Origin of the sequence: Streptomyces sp. NPDC001549 (assembly GCF_042894025.1) — a bacterium.
GTDB lineage: Bacteria > Actinomycetota > Actinomycetes > Streptomycetales > Streptomycetaceae > Streptomyces > Streptomyces kutzneri.
In genome coordinates this window covers 1-17,767 of the sequence record NZ_JBIAVJ010000040.1, presented here as the reverse complement: position 1 = coordinate 17,767, position 17,767 = coordinate 1, and the positions used below count along the sequence as shown (strand labels likewise).

The following is a 17,767-nucleotide window of genomic DNA, read 5'->3' as shown; positions in this document are numbered from 1 at the left end:
TCGGGAGTTCGGGGTCGGTTCGCCGGATCAGGGAAGTGGTGTCAGCGCGCCGGGTGGGCGGGCTCGGGGATCCCGGCCGGTCGCGCCGTGGCACGCTCGGCCGTGGCGCGCCGGGCCGTGGCACGCTTGGCGGTCACGATCACTCGTACGGTGGTCCCCGCCGTGAGCAGCAGCACCGCGGCGAGGGCGAGGAGGGTGGCGGCGTCCGGATGGATCAGGGACTGTCCGCGCCACGCCTGCCAGGTCACCACCGCGACCAGTCCCGTGTAGCCGAGGGCGGCACTGCCGACCAGGCGGGCCCGTACCTTCTCGTCGCGCAGCCAGACCCGCTCGGCGGCCAGGGCGGCCAGTACCACGGTGATCAGGAGGAGCACCTGGATGCCGTGCAGGGCGAAGAAGTGCGGTACCCGGAAGTCGCCGCCGGTCACGCTCCAGTTGGTGAGGGGCATGCCGTGGCCGTCGGGGTCGCCGATGCCGTGGCCCTGGTACATCTGCACGGAGTGGCCGTTGGCGTCGGTCACCGTACGGGAGTGGATCTCGGTGACCATCCAGAAGACCGGCACGACCATGCCGAAGGTGGCGAGCGCGAGACCGGAGCGGATGGCACGGTTCAGCGCCGCTCCGCCCGTGCGCTGGATCAGGACGACGACGGCGAGGACCAACTGCGCGATGACGATGACCATCACGCCGAAGGTGAGGAGCGGGACCAGGGCCAGGGTGACCGGGTCGGTCTGGTCCGCGTTGAAGTGACTGAAGGTGCCGCGCGCCGCCTGAACGGTGATGGCGCCCACCTCCACGGTGGCGGCCACCGCGAAGACGGTACCCAGCCATCGTCCCAGCCGCCTGCCCCTGGTCAGCTTGGTCAGCAGCCATGCCAGTGTGCCCGCGTAGAGGCCGAAGGCGAAGCCGAACTTGAGCGGCTTGACCCACACCGACTCGTCCAGCAGCGTCCGTCCGTCGACGACGGTACCGACGCCGGAGGCGAGCACCAGGCCGAACATGAGGACGGCGCAGACCATCAGCGGCCGGTGCCAGGCACGGACGGGTGTGAGTAAGGACGTCATGGGGGGGGGCTCCGATCAGGGCGGCGAGCAGCCCTCGTCCGGGCCCGCTCGGTTCACATCGCTTGTTCGCGAATGACTAAAAGCTAAATTGCTTTCACTCTTTCGTCAATCAAAAAATCGATCCGGCCTGCATTTATGCAGGTCAAAAGGAAAATCTCTTGCAATGACAATGAAGGCGAATGCAAATGCAGCCTCGGCAGATTTGCAATGAACTGGTCGTGAAAGCAATACTGACCCCACACGCGGACCTGACACGGAGGCAATGCCGATGCCCGGAGGCAGACTGACCCACGACGAGCGGCTGGAGATCGCCGAGGGGTTGAGGGAAGGGCTCAGCTACACCGACATCGCCGGGCGCCTGGGCCGGCCCATCTCCACCGTCACCCGGGAGGTGGCACGCAACGGCGGCCCCGCCGCCTATCGGGCCGACGCGGCCCATCGCGCCACCACAGGCCGCGCCCGCCGCCGCAAGCAGTCCCCGGCCGCCTCTCCGGCCGCCTCCCCGACCGCGGGCGACGCACACGGACGCGACCCGGAGGCTGTCCTCGAACTGGAGGAACAGTTCACGGCGATGATGGTCGGTACGGGTCTCCCGCGGATGACCGCCCGGGTACTGACGTGCCTGTACGTCACCGACGGAGGCAGCCTCACCGCCACCGAGCTCGCCCAGCGCCTCCAGGTCAGCCCCGCCTCCGTCTCCAAGGCCGTCGGCGAACTCGAACAGCAGGAACTCATCAGGCGCGAACGCGACACCGGCCGGCGGCGCGACCGGTACGTCATCGACGCCGACGCCTGGTTCCGCGGCTGGATGGCCAGCGCCCGTCAGAACACCATGCTGGCCGACTTCGCCCTGCGCGGCGCCCAGGTCCTCGGCACCGCGACGCCCGCCGGCACCCGGATGCAGGACATAGGCCACTTCTTCGAGCACGTCGGCCGGACGATGATCCAGGCGGCCGAGCAATGGCGGCAGGCCGATGCCGCGAGGCGAGGCACACCCGACTGAGGTACGGCGCACGCGCGTTGCCGACCGCACCGGAGCCGGCCTGAACACGAGGAGACCCACCCCCAACAGACAGCGGCACACCGGCACCGGCACCGGCACCGGCACCGGCAGGGACAATGACCGCCATGCACATCCGCATCGCCGCCGTCGACCTGCCCGGCCTCATCTGCCCGCCCGATGCACCGGCCAACGACCGGGCCGCACACCGCAACATCCACGTCGCCGTGCAACGCCGAAACCGCCCGGCCGAGCTCCTCGATCCGCAGCCCGGCAACGCCGCCTCCGCGAGCTGGACTCTGGAGTGCACCACGACCGCCTCGCCGACAGGCCTCGACGTGAAGGGGCCTTACGTACAAGGCGGTCCGGGAGGCCGGTTCATCTATCTGTCGTGGGGCGCGGTGGACGAAGCAGGTGCCTTCACCATGTTCCGCCGCGCCAAACTCATGCTCGACGCCGTACCCGCCGAGGCGCTCGATGCCGCCGACCGCAGCGGCCTGCTGGTGGGCAGCCTCGGCCTGACCGACGCGTGTGGCGCACCGCTGTGCGCACGGGTCGTCCCCCCGACCATCACCTGGAGTGCCGCCACCTGAGGAGAGAGGAGTGCAGGGTCCTCCACCCTTGGGCTCGGCGAGGACCCTGCGTGCCGGACAGTCCCGGTGGAGTGGACAGCCGGCTGGGGGCCGGGAGTCTGCGCCGTTGACCCGAAACCGGCCGGAGCCGTTGCTCAAGGTCAGCGAGGGGTGAGGAGGCAGAACTCATTGCCCTCCGGATCGGCCAGAACCGTCCAGGGGACGTTGCCCTGACCGACGTCGGCGAGCGTCGCGCCCAGATCCTGCAGGCGCGCGACCAACTCCGTCTGATGGGCGGTAGAGGTGGTGGCCAGATCAAGGTGCACCCGGTTCTTCACCGTTTTGGGTTCCGGGCGGGCGACGATGTCGATGCAGACGGCCACGGGGTCGGGGTAGGCGAAGCCCACGGGTTCGAGGTTCGTCACGCCGGGTGCCTCGCTGTCGACACCCCACCCGAGCGCCTCCGCCCAGAACCGGCCGAGCACGGAGTCGTCCTGGGCCTTCATGTTGATCTGTACGAGTCTTGTTGCCATACCGGAGATCCTAGAAGCCGCCGTCGGCCCGGGCCGCGGCGACGACATGTGCCGGCATCGCCTGCACCAGCTGCCGGTGCCGCCGAAGCCGGCACCCCGGCGGTCTCGGCCCCATCGATGGCTCTGGCGTTTCGGCTCCCACCACACCGGGCCGGCTCGACCGCGCGGGCGCGCACGGGGGCTTGCCCTCACCGCCTCGCCGTACTGCTCAGGTCGCAGTGCCGACGGCCGGAAATCATCATCAGGGCGCACCGGCCGTAAGGGGGGATACCGCCATGATGTCCGTCATGGCACAAGAACTCGCAACACTCGCCCAGCAGACCGCGGACCGGCTGGCCGAGCAGCACGTCGGCGTGGTGGTGGCCGCGGTGGCGGATGACCTCGTGGAGATACGGGGCGCCGGAAGCACCGGCGCCGGCCACAGGCGCGTCCCCGGCCCCGGCACCCTGTTCGAGGTCGGCTCGGTGACCAAGGCGTTCACCGCCCTGGCCCTGGCACGCCTGGCATCCACCGGCGCGGTGGGCCTGGACGAGCCGCTCGGCGATCTGCTGCCCGCCGGGACGGCCGTTCCGTCACGGGACGGCCGGCCGATCACCCTGCAGCATCTCGCCACCCACACCTCCGGCCTGCCGCGGCTTCCGAAGGGCATGCTGCTCCAGGCTCTGCTGCGCCCGTCGAAGCCGGATCCGTACGCCGACTGCACGGCCGACGCCCTGCTGTCCGGGCTGGCCCGGACCCGCCTCGGGGCCACTCCGGGGAAGCGGTTCCGCTACTCCAACCTCGGAGCCGGCCTGCTGGGGCTGGCCCTCGCCCGCCGGGCGGGCACGGAGTACGAGACCCTCATCACCCGTGAGATCTGCGCCCCCTTGGGCATGACCGACACCGTCGTGACGGTGGACGCCACCCGCTCGGAACGCTCCGCGCAGGGCCACGCGCGCCGCGGGCGGCCCGTCGCACCGTGGCACCTCGCCGACCTGGCGGGAGCGGGAGGCCTGCACTCGACCGCGACCGACCTGGTGGCCTTCGTACGGGCCCAGCTGGACGGCGGTCCCGCAGGGCTCGACGAGGCGATCCGCCTGAGCCGTGCGGTCGAGCACCGCAGGAGCTCCTTCGCCTGGGTGCACCTCGGCTGGATGGCTCACCGCCTGCACCCCCGGCAGGGCGCCCACCTCCAGATCTGGCACAACGGAGGAACGGGGGGCTTCTCCTCCTTCGTCGGCTTCGACCCGGAAAGACGACTCGCCGTCATCGCCCTCGGCAACACCCGGCGCCCGGTGGACGGCCCTGCCTCCGACCTCCTGCGCACCCTGCAGGCAGAGCGTGCGGCCAAGCCGAACTGACCACGGCTCAGGCGCTCGTTCGCCGCTTCGCGGCGATGGCGTTGAGGAGCGCGGCGCCGCGTTCGGCATCGTCAACGCTCACGGCGAACTCCGGGCCCTTGCGGGGGTGGATGACCAGGCATTCGCCGGACCGGAGCATGACGGTGGTTCCCAGCCCGCCGAGCCGGTAGCCCCAGCCGCCTACCTGGGCCGGCCTGCGGTTCTCCACGCGCGCCGAGACGATCTCACCGGCCGCCCAACGGCGCGCCGGCCAGCCCAAGGGGCCGAAGGCCACCTCCAACCCGGCCTCCGTCACCCGCGCTTGCACCGAGGCAAAGGCGAACATCACGAGGGAGGCGACGGCGAACGGAGTGATCAGCGCCCACTCCACACCGATCAGGCCACCCGCGGCCGCCATGGTGCCGGCAACGGCCACCAGGCCCGCGAGCGCGCCGATCAGGTGGAGCCAGGGGTTCGACGTGCGGGAGAGCCAGACGCGGCGCTCCCCCGCCGGGATCTCCATGACGTCACCCGCCGCGGGCCGGACCGCCGCGGTGGGCAGCGCCGCGCGCCGACCGGCCAGCCGGCCGAACACGCCCGCCGCCACCGCGACGACAGCCGTGACCACCACTCCCGCGCCCACCGACTCGGCGTCCTTCCAGTCGGTCCGGTCCAGGTTGGCCCGCACGATCGACGCCTGGGCCCCTGCCAGAAACACCCCGCCGGACAACAGCGAGGCGCCCACCCAGGCTCCCGAGGGGGATCCTCCACGCCGGCCGGCGAGGGCGATGGACAGCGCCAGAACGGCCCAGGCCAGCGCCGGTAACAGCGCCGCTGCCCACAGGGGCATCGAGCCGTCCGGAGCCCTGCCGTCCCAGTGCGTTGCGAGCCGGTCCGGCAGGCGTCCGCTCGCCGCGAAAGGAAGAGCGGCCAGAACGACCAGCACCCCGGCCGCCCATATCGCCGTGCCCCACCGGGCGCCGTTCTTCGTCATACGGTCAGTCACGAAAACTCCTGATCATCTCGATGAGATCGTTCCTGCTGTATCCGAGGTGCGCCGCCTCGGCCACCAGCTGCCGCGCCCGCTCAAGCAGCTGTGCCCGCTGGTCGGCGGCCTCGGCAACGGTGACGCCGCGGCCGCGCCGGAACTCCAGCACGCCCTCGTCCCGCAGGGCGCGCAAGCCGCGAAGAACGGTGTTCGCGTTCACTCCCAGCGCCGCCGACAGGTCCCGTGCCGGAGGCAGCCGGTCCCCCGGCACGCACTCGCCTTCGGCGATGGCGCGCCGGATCGCTCCCGCCACCTGCTCGTGAAGAGGGCGGCTGTCCGTGGTGTCCAGTCTCAACAGCATGACGCTAATGGTAGTAGCACTATTGATGTTATGGGGGCGTACAGATGCCGGGGCACGGCCGAGCCGTGCGGCGCAGGCCTCCGGGGGCAGGCGTCAAACCATCACACAGCACTATTTCGCGCCCCTCGATTACGGGTATCCCACGAGCAGAATGCTCTGAGGAGGCGGGAGTTGTGACAGCGAAGCCGACGGAATCGATGCGTCAGCGGATGTGGAAGGCCGGCAAGGCCGGTGCGCTGGGAGGCGCCGCCATCGGGCTCGCCTTCGGGTTCGTGGCGATCCCGCCGCTGTGGCCGGCCGCGATCGCCATCATGACACCGGCGGTCGCTGCGGTTGCCGCGGGTGCGGCCGGCGGTGGCGCAGCCGGCATGGGCGCGGCGGCCTTGTGGCAGCGGATGTTCGGCACGGAGGACGACCCGAACGGCACGGGGGAAGAGGAGCCACCGGCACCAGATGCCGCGTGACGGGCCGCGCCGGACGCCGCCCGCTCGGCCCCGCCCCGGCAGGGGTCACATCGGCCCGAACCCTTCTCCCGTAGCCGCGGCCGACACACGAAGCCGGTCGCGGGTGACGGTGCAGTCGGCGATCTCCGCGCTGATCCGGGCGGCCGACTCCGGAGGCAGCAACGCGTAGAGGGAGCAGGCGGTTTCGGCCGCTTCCCGGGCCCGGTCGAGTTCCCTCCCGGCTTCGAGTCTGATTCCGGCGAAGGTGGCGAGGACGTGGGCGACCGTCGTGGTGGTCGACGGCAGCGCCGGCGACCGTGCGGGATGGAGGCGGACGACCGACGACCGCGCACTCTCGGTGAGGCGCAGGGCATCCTCGTGGCGGCCGAGCTCCGACAGGGCCAGGCTCTGATTGATCAAGGCCCACATGTAGGTGGTCCGCTCCCGCGAACGCCACGGGGACTCGATGCGTGCCGCCAACAGCTCGGCGGCGCGGCCCGCGTCCTTCTCCGCATCGGCCGGAGCCTCCTGCCAGCGCAAACCTGAGCGCAGCGCCAGCAGTCGCGCAAGGTCCGCCTCGTGCAGATCCGGGTGTTCCCCGTACATCCGTTCGGCCAGGGCGATCGCCACGTCGGCCGCCTCGACCGCCTCCGAGACCCGCCCCGCCCGGGAGAGCAGCACAGCGCGGTTGTTGAGATTCGCGAGCGCATGACCCTGCCGTGGTACGAGGATCTGCGCGGGGAGGTTTCTGTACAGGTTCGCGGCGGCCGAGTTGCTGAGAGCGGCCTTGCTCGCCGCCCCGAGGTCCGCTTGGATCGCGCCCAGCACCGTCAGTGCCTCGGCCAGCCGCGCCTGGTGCTCCGGCTCGGGCAACCGGGGCCCCTCGCTCGCAGCAGGCTCCAGCAGGCGGACGGCCTTCTCCGCTCTCGGCAGGCCATCGGCGTGCCGGTCGACTTGGACCAGGAGGGTGGCGAGGAGCACGAGTACAGCACTGTGTGCCAGGACGTCCGCGGCCGGATCGTCGGCCGCCAGCGCTTCGTGGACCTCCAGGGCGCGCTCCCCGGCTTCGACGGCCTGCTCAAGCCTCTGGGACGCCGCGCGGATCTGGGCCAGTTGACCCAGGGCGTCCGCCAGTGCGGGACGGTGGGACGGTGTCGTGACCGCTTCCCGCTCCAGGATCGCGACCGCCTCGACGGCCGCGTCGGCCGCCTCGGGGAGGCGACCCGCGAAGCTGAGCCGGCGGCTGAACTCCATCAGCAGGAAGACGTGTTGCCCCGGCCCGGGACCCAGTGCCAGCAGGCTCGGCAGGCACCGTTCGAGTGCCGCGGCAGCGGCATCGGCGAACTCGGCGTTCCCCCAGGGCAGCAGGAGGTAGATCCGTCCGAGGACCTCAGGACTCGCCTCCGCCAACGCGGCGAACCTGGCCACGACCGGGCCGCCCGCCGCGAGCGCGAGTCCGGGCCACGTGCCGAACAGGGTGTTGAGGTGCCGCTCGGCGACATGCGGCCACCGCACTGCCGCCTCGACCAGCATGCCGAGCCCTTCTTGCGCACGGATGCGTGCCGCTCGGTCGCGAGCGTGTGAGCGGCCGGCCACAGGCCCCGCCGCCGGCCGTCCGAACAGTTCCCCGGGCAGCCCCCGTACCGCCCGAGGAGTGGCGGGTACGTGGAGGATGTGCGGCAAGGCGTCCTGCGACCACTGGGGAGTGAGGCGTTCAGGTGTGTAGTCCCCGGACGTCCGGCCCGGGAGGACCAGCGCCAGGAAGTCCTCGCCCAAACGGTCCGGGAGAAGGGGTTCGAGTACCGATGTCTCCGACGGATAGCAGGCCGAGTGGGCTTCGACCGCCACTCTGGCCTCGGTGCGCGTCACCTCCAGTGCGCGTGCCACCGTGTCCACGGCTTCGTCGTAGGGGGTCGAGCGGGTGAGGGTGGCGATGAACACGGTGCGTTCCAGATCCGCCGTGCGCACCCCACCCGGATCGACGGCGGCCAGCGAGCGCCAGTACGCCTGTTCGCGCCTCAGCAGGAGCGCCGAGAGGCCCCCCGGGATCTCCGGTCCCGGGGAGGGGGGACCCGAGGAGCCGTCCGTGTGGCTTCCCTCCGTCGACGCCAGGACCGCGGAAAGCGCCGCCATGTGGATGGCCAGGACCTGCCCGTAGCGGTCGTCGGCCAGGCCGGCGGGCTTCCGGGCGGTAGCGATGCCCGGCAACTGCAGCACCTCGGCGAACTGCCGGACGGCCCGGTCGAAGAGATCCGCGCGTTCTGCTTCCCCCGAGGCGATCGCAGCAAGCGGGAAGGCGTCGTGGGCGATCTCCGCCTCTTCCAGCTCGGCTCGCACCCGGCTCCACCAGCTGTCCGCAGCCCTGGCCAGGAGCAGGACCCGTACGCGGGAAGAGACGAAGACTGCTGCCAACGCGGCGAGCAGATGGTCAACGGGCCAGCGGTCCGCGTAGTCGATGACGACGAGCCGCCTGTTCGGTCTGCGCGGCGCCGTGCGACGGCCCGCTGCCGAGGACTCCGCCGCGCGGCCCGGCTGTAACGCCGCCCCGCCGGTTCCGTTCTGCGCTGCGGGCTCCGTACGTGGCCGACGGAGGGCGGACAACGGCCTCTGCGGACGTATCGTCACCGTCTGCCAGCCCTGTGCCTGCGACAGCGCGGCGAAGTGCTGGGCGAGCCGGGTCTTGCCCTGACCGCCTGGGCCGCAGCACACCTGCACCGCCCATGCCACGGAGGGCTCGTCACGCCACTGCGCCAAGGACTCCAGCTCCTCGTGCCGCCCCACGAAGTCGATCACGTGGTGATGGGCCCCCAGCAGGCGGCTCGGCGCGGGAGGTGTCCCCCAGTCCTGGCTGCCGGCTGCGTCCGGGAAGGGCTCGACGACGTACCGCTGACCGTCCACCACGAGGTGGTCCGGCACGCTCCGGCCGAGCAGGGCATCGTGGTGCAACGCCTCCCAGCGGCTGCGCTGTTCGGCCCACCAGGGGCGGTCCACGGCCGCTCGCGCCCGGTCGGTCCCGGCGAGCGGCCGGCCGAGCGGCGGGAGGGGACGGCGCTGGTGCACAGCCGTGAGCAGATGCTCCAGGACGGGCCACAGTGCGTCGAAGTCGGTGGGCGTACTGGCCCCGGTGAACCAGTCGTTGAGGGTGGACCGGCGGGTTCCGGTGGCCTGAGCGATCCTGGCCTGGACCGCCGAGCCGGTCACCCGTTTGTACTCGGCCCACAGGAGACGCAGCTCCGCAGACAGCCGGGAATCCAGAGGTTCGCCGGGGACGTGCGACGGCGTCACGGACGAACCCCCGCGGCCGCCTTCCCTGCCGGCCGACCGGGCAGTGCCGCGGCTTGTCCGGAGCGTCCGGTCGCATCCCCGGAGTCCCTGCTGTGACCTGTACGAACGCGCCGGGCAATCCGGAGGCTCCGGACCCGGGAGAGGGCCCCTCCCTCAGATGGCTTCCTGAGGGCATTCGACGCTCGCCCGGCGCGAGCACGACCCGGAGGGGATGGACACGCTATGGAATTCCTGGTCATCGGTGCGCTTGTCTCACTGGCCACGCTGCTGATTCTGGCAGTCGCAGCCGTCCGCATCATCCGCATCACCACACACGGGACGGACTCCGCGCACCGGGCGGACATCCTGTCCGCCGTGGCCGACGTCATCCGGGGGATCCGCGGCAAACGCTGATGTGGCGAGCGCTGATGTGGCGAGCGCTGATGTGGCGAGCGCTGATGTGGCGAGCGCTGATGTGGCGAGCGCTGCCGGCCTGGCCCACGGGCCCGGCCGGCAGAGCGGTGGAGCGGTGGAGCCGGGTGGCACGGGGAGGCCCACGCGGGCCGGCTCCGCGAGGTCCGCGCCCTCTCGGGGCGGCAGGTGCTGCTCATTGCGCCTCGGACCCCGCCCCGCGGCTCCAGGCCCGATAGGCCTCCAGAGCCGTGGGCAGGGTCGGATAGATACGGTCGGCGCCCACCGAGGCGGTCAGGCCGTAGGCATCCAGGTCCTCCCGGAGTTCCTGTTTGACCCTGGCCAGGGCGAGGACGATGCCCCGGTCCGTGAGTTCCTGACGGAGTGCGTCCACGGCGTCCAGGGCCGTGATGTCCACCTCCACGTTCGCCTCGGTGTTGAGGACGAACCATCGCGTCGGCGGGCTCTGTTCGTCGACCGCTGCCAGGGCACGACGGCGGAAGTTCTCGGCGTTGGCGAAGAACAGCGGCGAGTCGTAGCGGTAGATCACCAGGCCCGGAACCGTCCGCGCCGTCGGGTAGTCGTCCACGTCGTGCATGCCGGCGAGCCCGGGCACCATGCCTTCCACGGCGTCGTGCGGGCGGGCCACGCGGGCCAGCAGCTCGACCACGGACAGGGTCACGGCGATGAGGACCCCGTACAGGATGCCGAGGGCCAGAACGCCCAGGAGGCAGCCGAGCGCCAGAAGCAGTTCGCGTCGGCGGAAGGCCGCGAGGCGCCGGAACTCGCCCACTTCGACGAGGCGGACGGCGGCGTAGACGACGATGGCCCCGAGCACGGCGCTCGGGGTGTGGGCCAGGAGGGGGCCCAGGAAGAGGAGGACCAGCAGTACCGCGAGTGCGGCGAACAGGGAGTAGGCCTGGCTCCGTGCCTTCGCGGACTGGGCCAGGGCGGTGCGGCTGGCGCTGCTGCTGACGGGGAACCCCTGCATGAGACCCGCCCCCAGGTTCGCCGCACCCAGGGCGAGCAGCTCGCGATTGGGGTCCAGCGGGAGCGGATCACCCCGGTCGGCGAAGGCCCGGGCGGTGAGGATCACGTCCGAGTAGCCGACGAGGAGGACGCCCAGCGCCGGGATCACCAGCTGCGGAAGGTCACCGGGGGACGGCAGCGCGGGCACCGGCAGCCCGGACGGTACGGAGCCGATGACGGCGATCCCGTACCGGTCGTCCAGCCCGAATGCCGCCACCAGGGCTGTGGCGACGACAAGGACGAGCAGGGGACGCGGAACCAGCCGCCAGTATCCCGGTGCCACCAGGAGCAGGACCAGGACAACGGCGGCCAGGAAGGCGGTCGGCCGGTGGACGTGCGAGACGTTGAGGGCGAAGGTGTACAGCTGTGAGAAGAATCCGGAGCCGGAGACTCGTACTCCGGTGAGCCGGGCCAGCTGGTCGACGATCATAATCAGGGCGACACCGGCGAGGTAGCCGACGAGCACGGGCCGCGAGAGCAGGTCGGCGAGGAACCCGAGGCGCACGGCCCAGGCGGCCAGCGACACCAGGCCGACGACCACGGCGAGGCCCGCCGCGAGCACCGCGTACCGGCCCGGGTCCCCACCGGCGAGCGGCCCCACGGCGACGGCCGTCATCAGCGCGGTGGTCGACTCGGGTCCCACCGACAGCAGCCGCGAGGAACCGATCAAGGCGTAGAGCACCATGGCCGGCAGCACGGCCCAGAGCCCCACGACCGGTGGCAGCCCGGCCACCCCCGCATAGGCCATGACCTGGGGCACGAGATATGCGGCAACGGTGATCCCGGCCAGTGCGTCCCGGCCGAGCCACTTCCGGCGGTACCCCCGGAGACCGAGAGGCAGCAGGGACGGCCTTCCATGTGGGGACATCGCGCTCCTCGCTGACGGTGCACTCGGCAACTCCGCGTCGGCATCCGCCGCCTTTCAGTCCTTCCCGAGCGTGGACGCATGGTCGGGGACGGCGTTCTGGAGGTCCTTCGGAGGACGCTGGTATCCCGTGGAGGGAGGACGGGGCGGCAGGGTGAGCGAAGGCGGGGGCGCGGCCGCGTAGGGAAGCGAGGACAGCAGGTGGGCGATCATGTTGAGCCTCGCGCTGCGCTTGTCGTCGCTCTCGACCACGTACCAGGGGGAGTCCGCGGTGTCGGTGTGGACGAGCATTTCGTCCTTGGCCCGCGAGTACGCCTCCCATCGCGTGAGGGACTCCAGGTCCATCGGGGAGAGCTTCCAGCGCCGCAGCGGGTCCTCCGCCCGGGCGCGGAACCGCTCCTCCTGCACGGCGTCGCTGACGGAGAACCAGTACTTGCGGAGCAGGATCCCGTCTTCCACGAGCATGTGCTCGAAGACCGGGCACTGGCGCAGGAAGAGCCGGTGTTCCGCGGGTGTGCAGAAGCCCATGACGTGCTCGACTCCGGCGCGGTTGTACCAGCTGCGGTCGAACAGGACGATCTCGCCGGCGGCGGGCAGGTGCTCCACGTAGCGCTGGAAGTACCACTGGCTGCGCTCCCGCTCCGTCGGCGTGGGCAGCGCCGCGATGCGTGCGACCCGGGGGTTGAGGTGTTCCGCGACGCGCTTGATCGTGCCTCCCTTGCCCGCTGCGTCGCGGCCCTCGAAGACGACGACGAGGCGGGCCCCCTCCGCACGCACCCACTCCTGAAGTTTGATCAGCTCCGTCTGCAGCCGCAGCAGCTCGTCCTCGTAGACCGCCTTCTTCAGACCCATGGCGTCTCCTCCCCGTCGTCGTCCGTCGCTTCGATCAAGTCAGTCACGGCGGGCATCCCCGCGCAACGACGCCCATCGGGCCCGGGCGCGTCGATACGCTGACCGTGGATCGGGCAACCGAGCGGGCCGTCGGAGGGGAAGCGCGTGGGTGTGGGGGATCCGTTGACCCGGGTACCGCGGATGCGGCTGGACGAGCTGCTGGACGAGCTCCAGGTGCGCATCGACGAGGTGCGCGGCACCCGGGACCGGGTACACAGCCTCCTGGAGGCCGTCGTGTCGGTGGGACGGGAGCTGGATCTCGCCCAGGTGCTCCGGCGGATCGTGGAGGCGGCCGCAGTGCTCGTCGACGCCGAATACGGCGCGCTGGGAGTGATCGGCCCCGACGGCCGCACGCTCTCGCAGTTCCTGACCGTGGGACTCGCCGATGAGGAGATCGCCGAGATCGGCCCCCTGCCGGCCGGCCACGGCCTGCTCGGGGAGGTCATCCACCACCCGGAGCCCCTGCGCATGAGCGATCTCGGCGCGCACTCCTCTTCCTACGGCTTTCCGGCCCATCACCCGCCCATGCGTACCTTCCTCGGTGTGCCGATCCGGGTCCGCGACGAGGTGTTCGGCAACCTCTACCTCACCGACAAGCGCGGCGGGATCGACTTCGACACCGAGGACGAGACGGTGATCTCCACCCTCTCGGTGGCGGCGGGTGTCGCGATCGACAACGCTCGGCTCTACGAGGGCTCGCAGCGCCAGCAGCGCTGGCTCAAGGCCAATGCGGAGATCACCGAGAGCCTGCTGTCCGGCAGTTCCCGCCCGGCGGTGCTGGAGCTCATCGCGCGCCGCGCACAGGAGATCACGGCGGCACGCCTCGCGGACATCGGCATGCCCGTGGCCGGTATCGACGGCCTGGTCGTGGAGTTCGCGGCCGGTACGGACGCAGGCGCGCGGCAAGGCCTCGTCGTCCCCTTCGCCGGCACGCTCTCGGGAGCGGCGCACCGGGCCGGCAAGCCCGTGACGGCCGTGCTGGCCTCGGCCGACGCACGCTACCCGGCCGAGGCCCAGGTGCAGGACGGACTGGGGCCCGCCGTGGCCGTCCCGTTGGGCACCGCGGGGGGCGAGAGCAGGGGCGTCCTGCTGCTTGCGCGGGCTGCGGGGGAACCGGCGTTCGGCGAGGGCGAGCTGGAGCCCTTGGTCGCCTTCGCAGGTCAGGCCGCACTCGCCCTGGAGCTGGCGGAGCGGCGCCGGGACGCCGAGCAGATAGCGCTGCTGGAGGAGCGCGACCGGATCGCCCGTGACCTGCACGACCTGGCCATCCAGCGGCTCTTCGCCACCGGCATGACCTTGCAGAGTGCCTCCCGGCTCGTCGCGCACGAGGGGGCGGCCGAACGGGTCGGCCGGGCGGTCGACGACCTGGACGAAACCATCAAGATCATCCGATCGACGATCTTCGGACTCCGTACCCGGGACCGCGGGAGCGACCCCGGTCTGCGGGCGCGCGCCGCCCGGGCCGTCGGGGACGCGGCCACCACCCTCCGGCACCCGCCGCGCCTGAGCATGGAGGGCCTGCTCGACACCGACGTACCACCGCAGATCGCCGACCATGTCATGGCCGTACTGGGCGAACTCCTCAGCAACGCCGCCCGCCACGCACAGGCGACGCGGGTCGGCGTGACCCTCAAGGCCGGCCAGGGCGAGATCATGCTGACCGTCTCGGACAACGGGAAGGGCATTCCGGCCCAGGGGCGCAGAAGCGGCCTGCGCAACCTCGACGAGCGGGCACGGTGCCTGGGCGGGTCCTTCACCCACGAGACTCCCGACGAGGGGGGCACCACGCTCGTCTGGCGGGCGCCTCTCCCCACCGGGAGCTGAGGAGCGGGGCGTCAGCCCCGGACCGCCGGCTCCAGCCGCGCCGGGTCCAGCAGCGTCGGCTCCAGCCGCGTCGGGTCCGCCTCCAGCCGGAACCCGGTGACCAGATCAGGGTGGATCCGCAGGGCGCTGGTCATCGGATGTGCCACCCAGGGGCGCAGCAGGCGCGCGTACCGGTCCGCCTCGCCGGGGTCGGTCACCACGCTCGCGTAGCCGGTCACGACGACGCTCCAGCCGAGGTGCGTGACGGGATCGATGACGTCCGCTTCGTAGGCGACCACCACGCCGGGGGCGTCGGAGGGCGCCGGCAGGGAGGCCAGTGCCCCGTGCTCATGGGTCCGGATGATGACGTCCTCGCCCACGACGAGGTGGTTCACCGGACGGACGGCGGGCAGCGCGTGCTGCGTGAAGACGATGCGTCCCAGTGACACCGTCGCGAGCAGCCGCAGGGCCTCGGCCCTGTCCAGCTCCCGCATGTGCCGGGCAGCGGTCGTGTCACCGACCCGGCCGCCGGGTCCCCGTAGGGCTTTCTGATCCATGATGTGCACCTCACGAAACGACGAACTGCAGGTCGCGGTCGGCAGCGAGCACCCGCATGGACTTGGCCACCAGGGGCGGCACATCGCAGAGCAGGAGCCGCGTTCCCTCCGCACGACAGCGGCGGTGCAGACCGACGAAGAGGTCGATGCCCGCGCTGTCGCAGAAGGAGAGGCCGCACAGGTCCAGGACGATGTTCCGGTGGCCCGATCCGGCAAGTTCGCGCAGGCGCGGCCCCACTTGCTCCGCCGTCCAGAAGTCGAGCTCTCCGGCCAGGGCGATTCTCAGGCCGCGGTCGTCACGTGCCACGGTCTTCAGGTCGATCAAGGCGGTCGTCATGACGTCCTCCGCGTTGCGTGCGGCTCCGTCGAGTCGCGCCGTTCCCCGTCCGCCATCAGTTCATCCGGTTCCGCATGCGCTCGGGAAGGCCCGGCAGGCCCTTCGGACAGGGCCGAAGGTCCCTTCCCGGGGCCCGGCCGGTACCCGTTGCGTGAGGAGCCCCGCCGATGAGGGCCGATCGGCCCTGTCCGTCCGGCCCGTGCAGAAGGCACGATGCCGGTGTTCGTGTGCCCAGGACGGACCCAGGCGAAGGAGTTGCGTCATGACCGGCAGCAGTGCCCCCTCCCCCGCGACGGAGCCCATCAGCGTCTTCCTGCTCGACGACCACGAAGTCGTGCGCCGAGGGGTACACGACCTGCTGGACGCGGAGCCCGACCTGACCGTGGTCGGTGAGGCGGGCACGGCGGAGCAGGCGCTGATCCGCATCCCCGCACTGCGCCCCCGGGTCGCGGTCCTGGACGTACGGCTGCAGGACGGTGACGGGGTGAGCGTGTGCCGGGAGCTGCGTTCGCGGATGCCGGAGCTGGCCTGCCTAATGCTCACGTCGTTCGACGACGAGGAGGCACTGCTGGACGCCGTGATGGCAGGGGCCTCCGGGTACGTCCTGAAGCAGATCACCGGCACCGACCTGGTGACCGCGGTCCGGACGGTGGCCTCCGGCCAGTCGATGCTCGACCCCGGCGCCACGACGCGGCTGCTGGCCCGCATGCGCGGCGACGTGCCCAAGGAGGAGCAGGTCCCGGGGCTTCCCGGCTTCACGGACCGGGAGAAGGAGATCCTCCTCATGGTCAGTGAGGGTCTCACCAACCGGGAGATCGGCAAGCGGCTGCACCTCGCGGAGAAGACCGTCAAGAACATCATTTCGCGGCTCTTCGTCAAGCTCGGCGTGGAGCGGCGTGTCCAGGCCGCGGTGATCGCCAGTCACGCGCTCACCCCGCCCGGACGGCACCCGGTCCCGGCCGCGGAGTAGGCGCCCTCCGTGGCAAGGGCCGGGCACGCCGTACGACCGCGTGCCCGGCTTCACCGCCGGCCTGCCGCCGGCCCGCCGTCGGCTCGGTGCTCAGTGGTGCGGGACGACGGCGACGGGGCAGGCCGCGTGGTGGAGCACGGCGTGGGCCGCCGACCCGATCCGCCTACCCACCGCCGACTCCCGGACCCGTCGGCCGACGACGAGCAGCTGGGCGTCCGACCCGGCGGACAGCAGCACGTGGCCGGCACTCCCCCGCTCCACGTGCGCGACGACCTCCACCTCGGGGAACCTCAGCCGCCACTGCTCCAGGGCCTGATCCAGCGCGGCCTTCTCGAACGGCTCCAGCCCGCCGAACTGCTCGGCGATCCACATCGAGCCGGGGCTGGAGCCGTACACCGGGGGCAGGCTCCAGGCCCGGACCGCGCGGAGCGGGACCCTGCGCGCTGCGGCCGCCTCGAAGCCAAAGCGCAGTACCTCGGCGGATTCCGCCACGCCGCCCTGCTGACCGACGACGACCTCGCCCTCGGATCCCCCGAACACCGGCCTGCCGTCCCGGGCCCGGACGGAGACGACGGGGCACTCGGCGGAGGCGATCAGCTGCTGCCCGTAGGAGCCCAGCAGGAAGCCTGCCAGCGCGCTGTGTCCGCGGGTCCCGAGCACCAGCATCTCCGCGTCCTTGGCCGCGCGCAGCAGGGCCGGCACGGGGACGTCCGGCACCACTTCCGCGGAGAGCGAGAGCCGCGGGTGGCGGTGGACGAGCTCGGTCTCCGTCTCCTCCAGGATCTCCTGGGCCCGGCGGGCCTCGGTGCCGCGGTCCTGGACCACCGGGACGGCGAGCGGCTGCCAGAGCCAGGCGTGGACCACGTGTACGTGCAGGTCGCGGCGCACGGCTTCCCGCGCGGCCCAGTCGGCAGCGGCCCGGCTCTCGGGGGAACCGTCCACTCCGACGACGAGGGTGCGCTTCACAGGTCTGTCCTCCGTACTGATGCGCGAGGCATCGGGGTCGCCGGCAGGGATGGGTGGCGCCGGCCGGGGGAGGGCCGGGCGCCACCGGGATCCACTTTCCCCGGGCCGGTCCGGTGCGGAAAAGGGCCGACCGTCCCTCCCCGAGGGACGGTCCTCCCCTGCCGGCCGCACCCTCGCAGGGCGCAGGGTGTCGGCATCGGCTCAGTCGACGAACGTCCCGGACCCTCGCACGCAGGAGCGGACATGACCGCGTTGACCGCGTATTCGATCTCGGAGCTGGACGCCCACTGGCGCGCCGCCAACTACCTCGCAGTCGGCCAGATCTACCTCATGGACAACCCGCTGCTGACCGAGCCCCTGCGCCCGGAACACATCAAACCGCGGCTGCTCGGCC

The 17,767-nt window shown here is 71.7% G+C and carries 17 protein-coding genes and 1 pseudogene; 8 read left to right on the top strand and 10 right to left on the bottom strand.

Annotated elements, in window-relative coordinates:
• Window positions 1-41 precede the first annotated feature (41 nt).
• The gene (locus ACFY04_RS39925; protein ID WP_389125290.1) at window positions 42-1,064 is read right to left on the bottom strand and encodes a hypothetical protein; all 1,023 of its coding nucleotides are present in this window, start codon (window positions 1,062-1,064) and stop codon (window positions 42-44) included.
• Between the two features lie 268 nt (window positions 1,065-1,332).
• On the opposite strand from ACFY04_RS39925, the gene ACFY04_RS39920 reads away from it, so the two are divergent.
• Both ACFY04_RS39920 and ACFY04_RS39915 read left to right on the top strand, forming a co-directional pair.
• Complete coding sequence (locus ACFY04_RS39920) at window positions 1,333-2,067, top strand: DUF480 domain-containing protein (protein ID WP_389125288.1); 735 nt, start codon at window positions 1,333-1,335, stop codon at window positions 2,065-2,067.
• Window positions 2,068-2,192: 125 nt separating this feature from the next.
• Entirely contained in the window at window positions 2,193-2,657 is a 465-nt protein-coding gene (locus tag ACFY04_RS39915) for a DUF5990 family protein (RefSeq protein ID WP_389125285.1), read from the top strand.
• 143 nt (window positions 2,658-2,800) lie between these two features.
• Here the strand turns inward: ACFY04_RS39915 and ACFY04_RS39910 are convergent.
• Window positions 2,801-3,169: pseudogene (locus ACFY04_RS39910) on the bottom strand (VOC family protein); the annotation flags it as partial.
• A gap of 287 nt (window positions 3,170-3,456) precedes the next feature.
• Between ACFY04_RS39910 and ACFY04_RS39905 the strand changes: the two are divergent.
• Window positions 3,457-4,509, top strand: coding sequence for a serine hydrolase domain-containing protein (locus tag ACFY04_RS39905; RefSeq protein WP_389125283.1), 1,053 nt, complete (start codon window positions 3,457-3,459; stop codon window positions 4,507-4,509).
• 7 nt (window positions 4,510-4,516) lie between these two features.
• Here ACFY04_RS39905 and ACFY04_RS39900 read toward each other — a convergent pair whose 3' ends face one another.
• On the bottom strand, window positions 4,517-5,482 hold the full coding sequence (locus tag ACFY04_RS39900) for a DUF1648 domain-containing protein (RefSeq protein ID WP_389125342.1): 966 nt from the start codon (window positions 5,480-5,482) through the stop codon (window positions 4,517-4,519).
• 4 nt (window positions 5,483-5,486) lie between these two features.
• A complete protein-coding gene (locus tag ACFY04_RS39895) occupies window positions 5,487-5,837 on the bottom strand; it encodes a GntR family transcriptional regulator (protein WP_389125281.1) in 351 nt (116 codons plus the stop codon).
• Between the two features lie 173 nt (window positions 5,838-6,010).
• On the opposite strand from ACFY04_RS39895, the gene ACFY04_RS39890 reads away from it, so the two are divergent.
• Window positions 6,011-6,301: a hypothetical protein gene (locus ACFY04_RS39890; protein ID WP_389125279.1), complete on the top strand. Its 291-nt coding sequence runs from the start codon at window positions 6,011-6,013 to the stop codon at window positions 6,299-6,301.
• Window positions 6,302-6,346: 45 nt separating this feature from the next.
• Here ACFY04_RS39890 and ACFY04_RS39885 read toward each other — a convergent pair whose 3' ends face one another.
• On the bottom strand, window positions 6,347-9,565 hold the full coding sequence (locus tag ACFY04_RS39885) for a hypothetical protein (protein ID WP_389125276.1): 3,219 nt from the start codon (window positions 9,563-9,565) through the stop codon (window positions 6,347-6,349).
• 222 nt (window positions 9,566-9,787) lie between these two features.
• On the opposite strand from ACFY04_RS39885, the gene ACFY04_RS39880 reads away from it, so the two are divergent.
• Window positions 9,788-9,958, top strand: a complete 171-nt coding sequence (locus tag ACFY04_RS39880) for a hypothetical protein (protein WP_389125275.1) — start codon at window positions 9,788-9,790, stop codon at window positions 9,956-9,958.
• Between the two features lie 193 nt (window positions 9,959-10,151).
• Here ACFY04_RS39880 and ACFY04_RS39875 read toward each other — a convergent pair whose 3' ends face one another.
• Both ACFY04_RS39875 and ppk2 read right to left on the bottom strand, forming a co-directional pair.
• Window positions 10,152-11,852: a SulP family inorganic anion transporter gene (locus ACFY04_RS39875; protein ID WP_389125273.1), complete on the bottom strand. Its 1,701-nt coding sequence runs from the start codon at window positions 11,850-11,852 to the stop codon at window positions 10,152-10,154.
• Window positions 11,853-11,906: 54 nt separating this feature from the next.
• Window positions 11,907-12,701, bottom strand: coding sequence for a polyphosphate kinase 2 (gene ppk2 / locus ACFY04_RS39870; protein WP_389125271.1), 795 nt, complete (start codon window positions 12,699-12,701; stop codon window positions 11,907-11,909).
• A 180-nt stretch (window positions 12,702-12,881) separates the two neighbouring features.
• Between ppk2 and ACFY04_RS39865 the strand changes: the two genes are divergently transcribed.
• Window positions 12,882-14,564 carry a GAF domain-containing protein gene (locus ACFY04_RS39865; RefSeq protein WP_389125340.1) on the top strand — a complete coding sequence of 561 codons (1,683 nt, stop codon included), beginning with the start codon at window positions 12,882-12,884 and terminating at the stop codon, window positions 14,562-14,564.
• Between the two features lie 11 nt (window positions 14,565-14,575).
• Here the strand turns inward: ACFY04_RS39865 and ACFY04_RS39860 are convergent, their stop codons facing one another.
• Window positions 14,576-15,100, bottom strand: coding sequence for a pyridoxamine 5'-phosphate oxidase family protein (locus ACFY04_RS39860; RefSeq protein WP_389125269.1), 525 nt, complete (start codon window positions 15,098-15,100; stop codon window positions 14,576-14,578).
• A gap of 10 nt (window positions 15,101-15,110) precedes the next feature.
• Complete coding sequence (locus ACFY04_RS39855; protein WP_389125267.1) at window positions 15,111-15,437, bottom strand: STAS domain-containing protein; 327 nt, start codon at window positions 15,435-15,437, stop codon at window positions 15,111-15,113.
• Window positions 15,438-15,699: 262 nt separating this feature from the next.
• Between ACFY04_RS39855 and ACFY04_RS39850 the strand changes: the two genes are divergently transcribed.
• Entirely contained in the window at window positions 15,700-16,407 is a 708-nt protein-coding gene (locus ACFY04_RS39850; RefSeq protein WP_389125265.1) for a response regulator, read from the top strand.
• Window positions 16,408-16,497: 90 nt separating this feature from the next.
• Here ACFY04_RS39850 and ACFY04_RS39845 read toward each other — a convergent pair whose 3' ends face one another.
• A complete protein-coding gene (locus ACFY04_RS39845; RefSeq protein WP_389125263.1) occupies window positions 16,498-17,373 on the bottom strand; it encodes a universal stress protein in 876 nt (291 codons plus the stop codon).
• A 243-nt stretch (window positions 17,374-17,616) separates the two neighbouring features.
• On the opposite strand from ACFY04_RS39845, the gene ACFY04_RS39840 reads away from it, so the two are divergent.
• Window positions 17,617-17,767 (top strand): hypothetical protein (locus ACFY04_RS39840; protein WP_389125338.1); only part of this gene is annotated, 151 nt, incomplete at its 3' end.

Coding starts and splice junctions, on each gene's coding strand:
- ACFY04_RS39925 (WP_389125290.1), bottom strand. CDS start 1,064: ATGACGTCCTTACTCACACCCGTCCGTGCCTGGCACCGGCCGCTGATG.
- ACFY04_RS39920 (WP_389125288.1), top strand. CDS start 1,333: ATGCCCGGAGGCAGACTGACCCACGACGAGCGGCTGGAGATCGCCGAG.
- ACFY04_RS39915 (WP_389125285.1), top strand. CDS start 2,193: ATGCACATCCGCATCGCCGCCGTCGACCTGCCCGGCCTCATCTGCCCG.
- ACFY04_RS39905 (WP_389125283.1), top strand. CDS start 3,457: ATGGCACAAGAACTCGCAACACTCGCCCAGCAGACCGCGGACCGGCTG.
- ACFY04_RS39900 (WP_389125342.1), bottom strand. CDS start 5,482: ATGACGAAGAACGGCGCCCGGTGGGGCACGGCGATATGGGCGGCCGGG.
- ACFY04_RS39895 (WP_389125281.1), bottom strand. CDS start 5,837: ATGCTGTTGAGACTGGACACCACGGACAGCCGCCCTCTTCACGAGCAG.
- ACFY04_RS39880 (WP_389125275.1), top strand. CDS start 9,788: ATGGAATTCCTGGTCATCGGTGCGCTTGTCTCACTGGCCACGCTGCTG.
- ACFY04_RS39875 (WP_389125273.1), bottom strand. CDS start 11,852: ATGTCCCCACATGGAAGGCCGTCCCTGCTGCCTCTCGGTCTCCGGGGG.
- ppk2 (WP_389125271.1), bottom strand. CDS start 12,701: ATGGGTCTGAAGAAGGCGGTCTACGAGGACGAGCTGCTGCGGCTGCAG.
- ACFY04_RS39865 (WP_389125340.1), top strand. CDS start 12,882: ATGCGGCTGGACGAGCTGCTGGACGAGCTCCAGGTGCGCATCGACGAG.
- ACFY04_RS39860 (WP_389125269.1), bottom strand. CDS start 15,100: ATGGATCAGAAAGCCCTACGGGGACCCGGCGGCCGGGTCGGTGACACG.
- ACFY04_RS39855 (WP_389125267.1), bottom strand. CDS start 15,437: ATGACGACCGCCTTGATCGACCTGAAGACCGTGGCACGTGACGACCGC.
- ACFY04_RS39850 (WP_389125265.1), top strand. CDS start 15,700: ATGACCGGCAGCAGTGCCCCCTCCCCCGCGACGGAGCCCATCAGCGTC.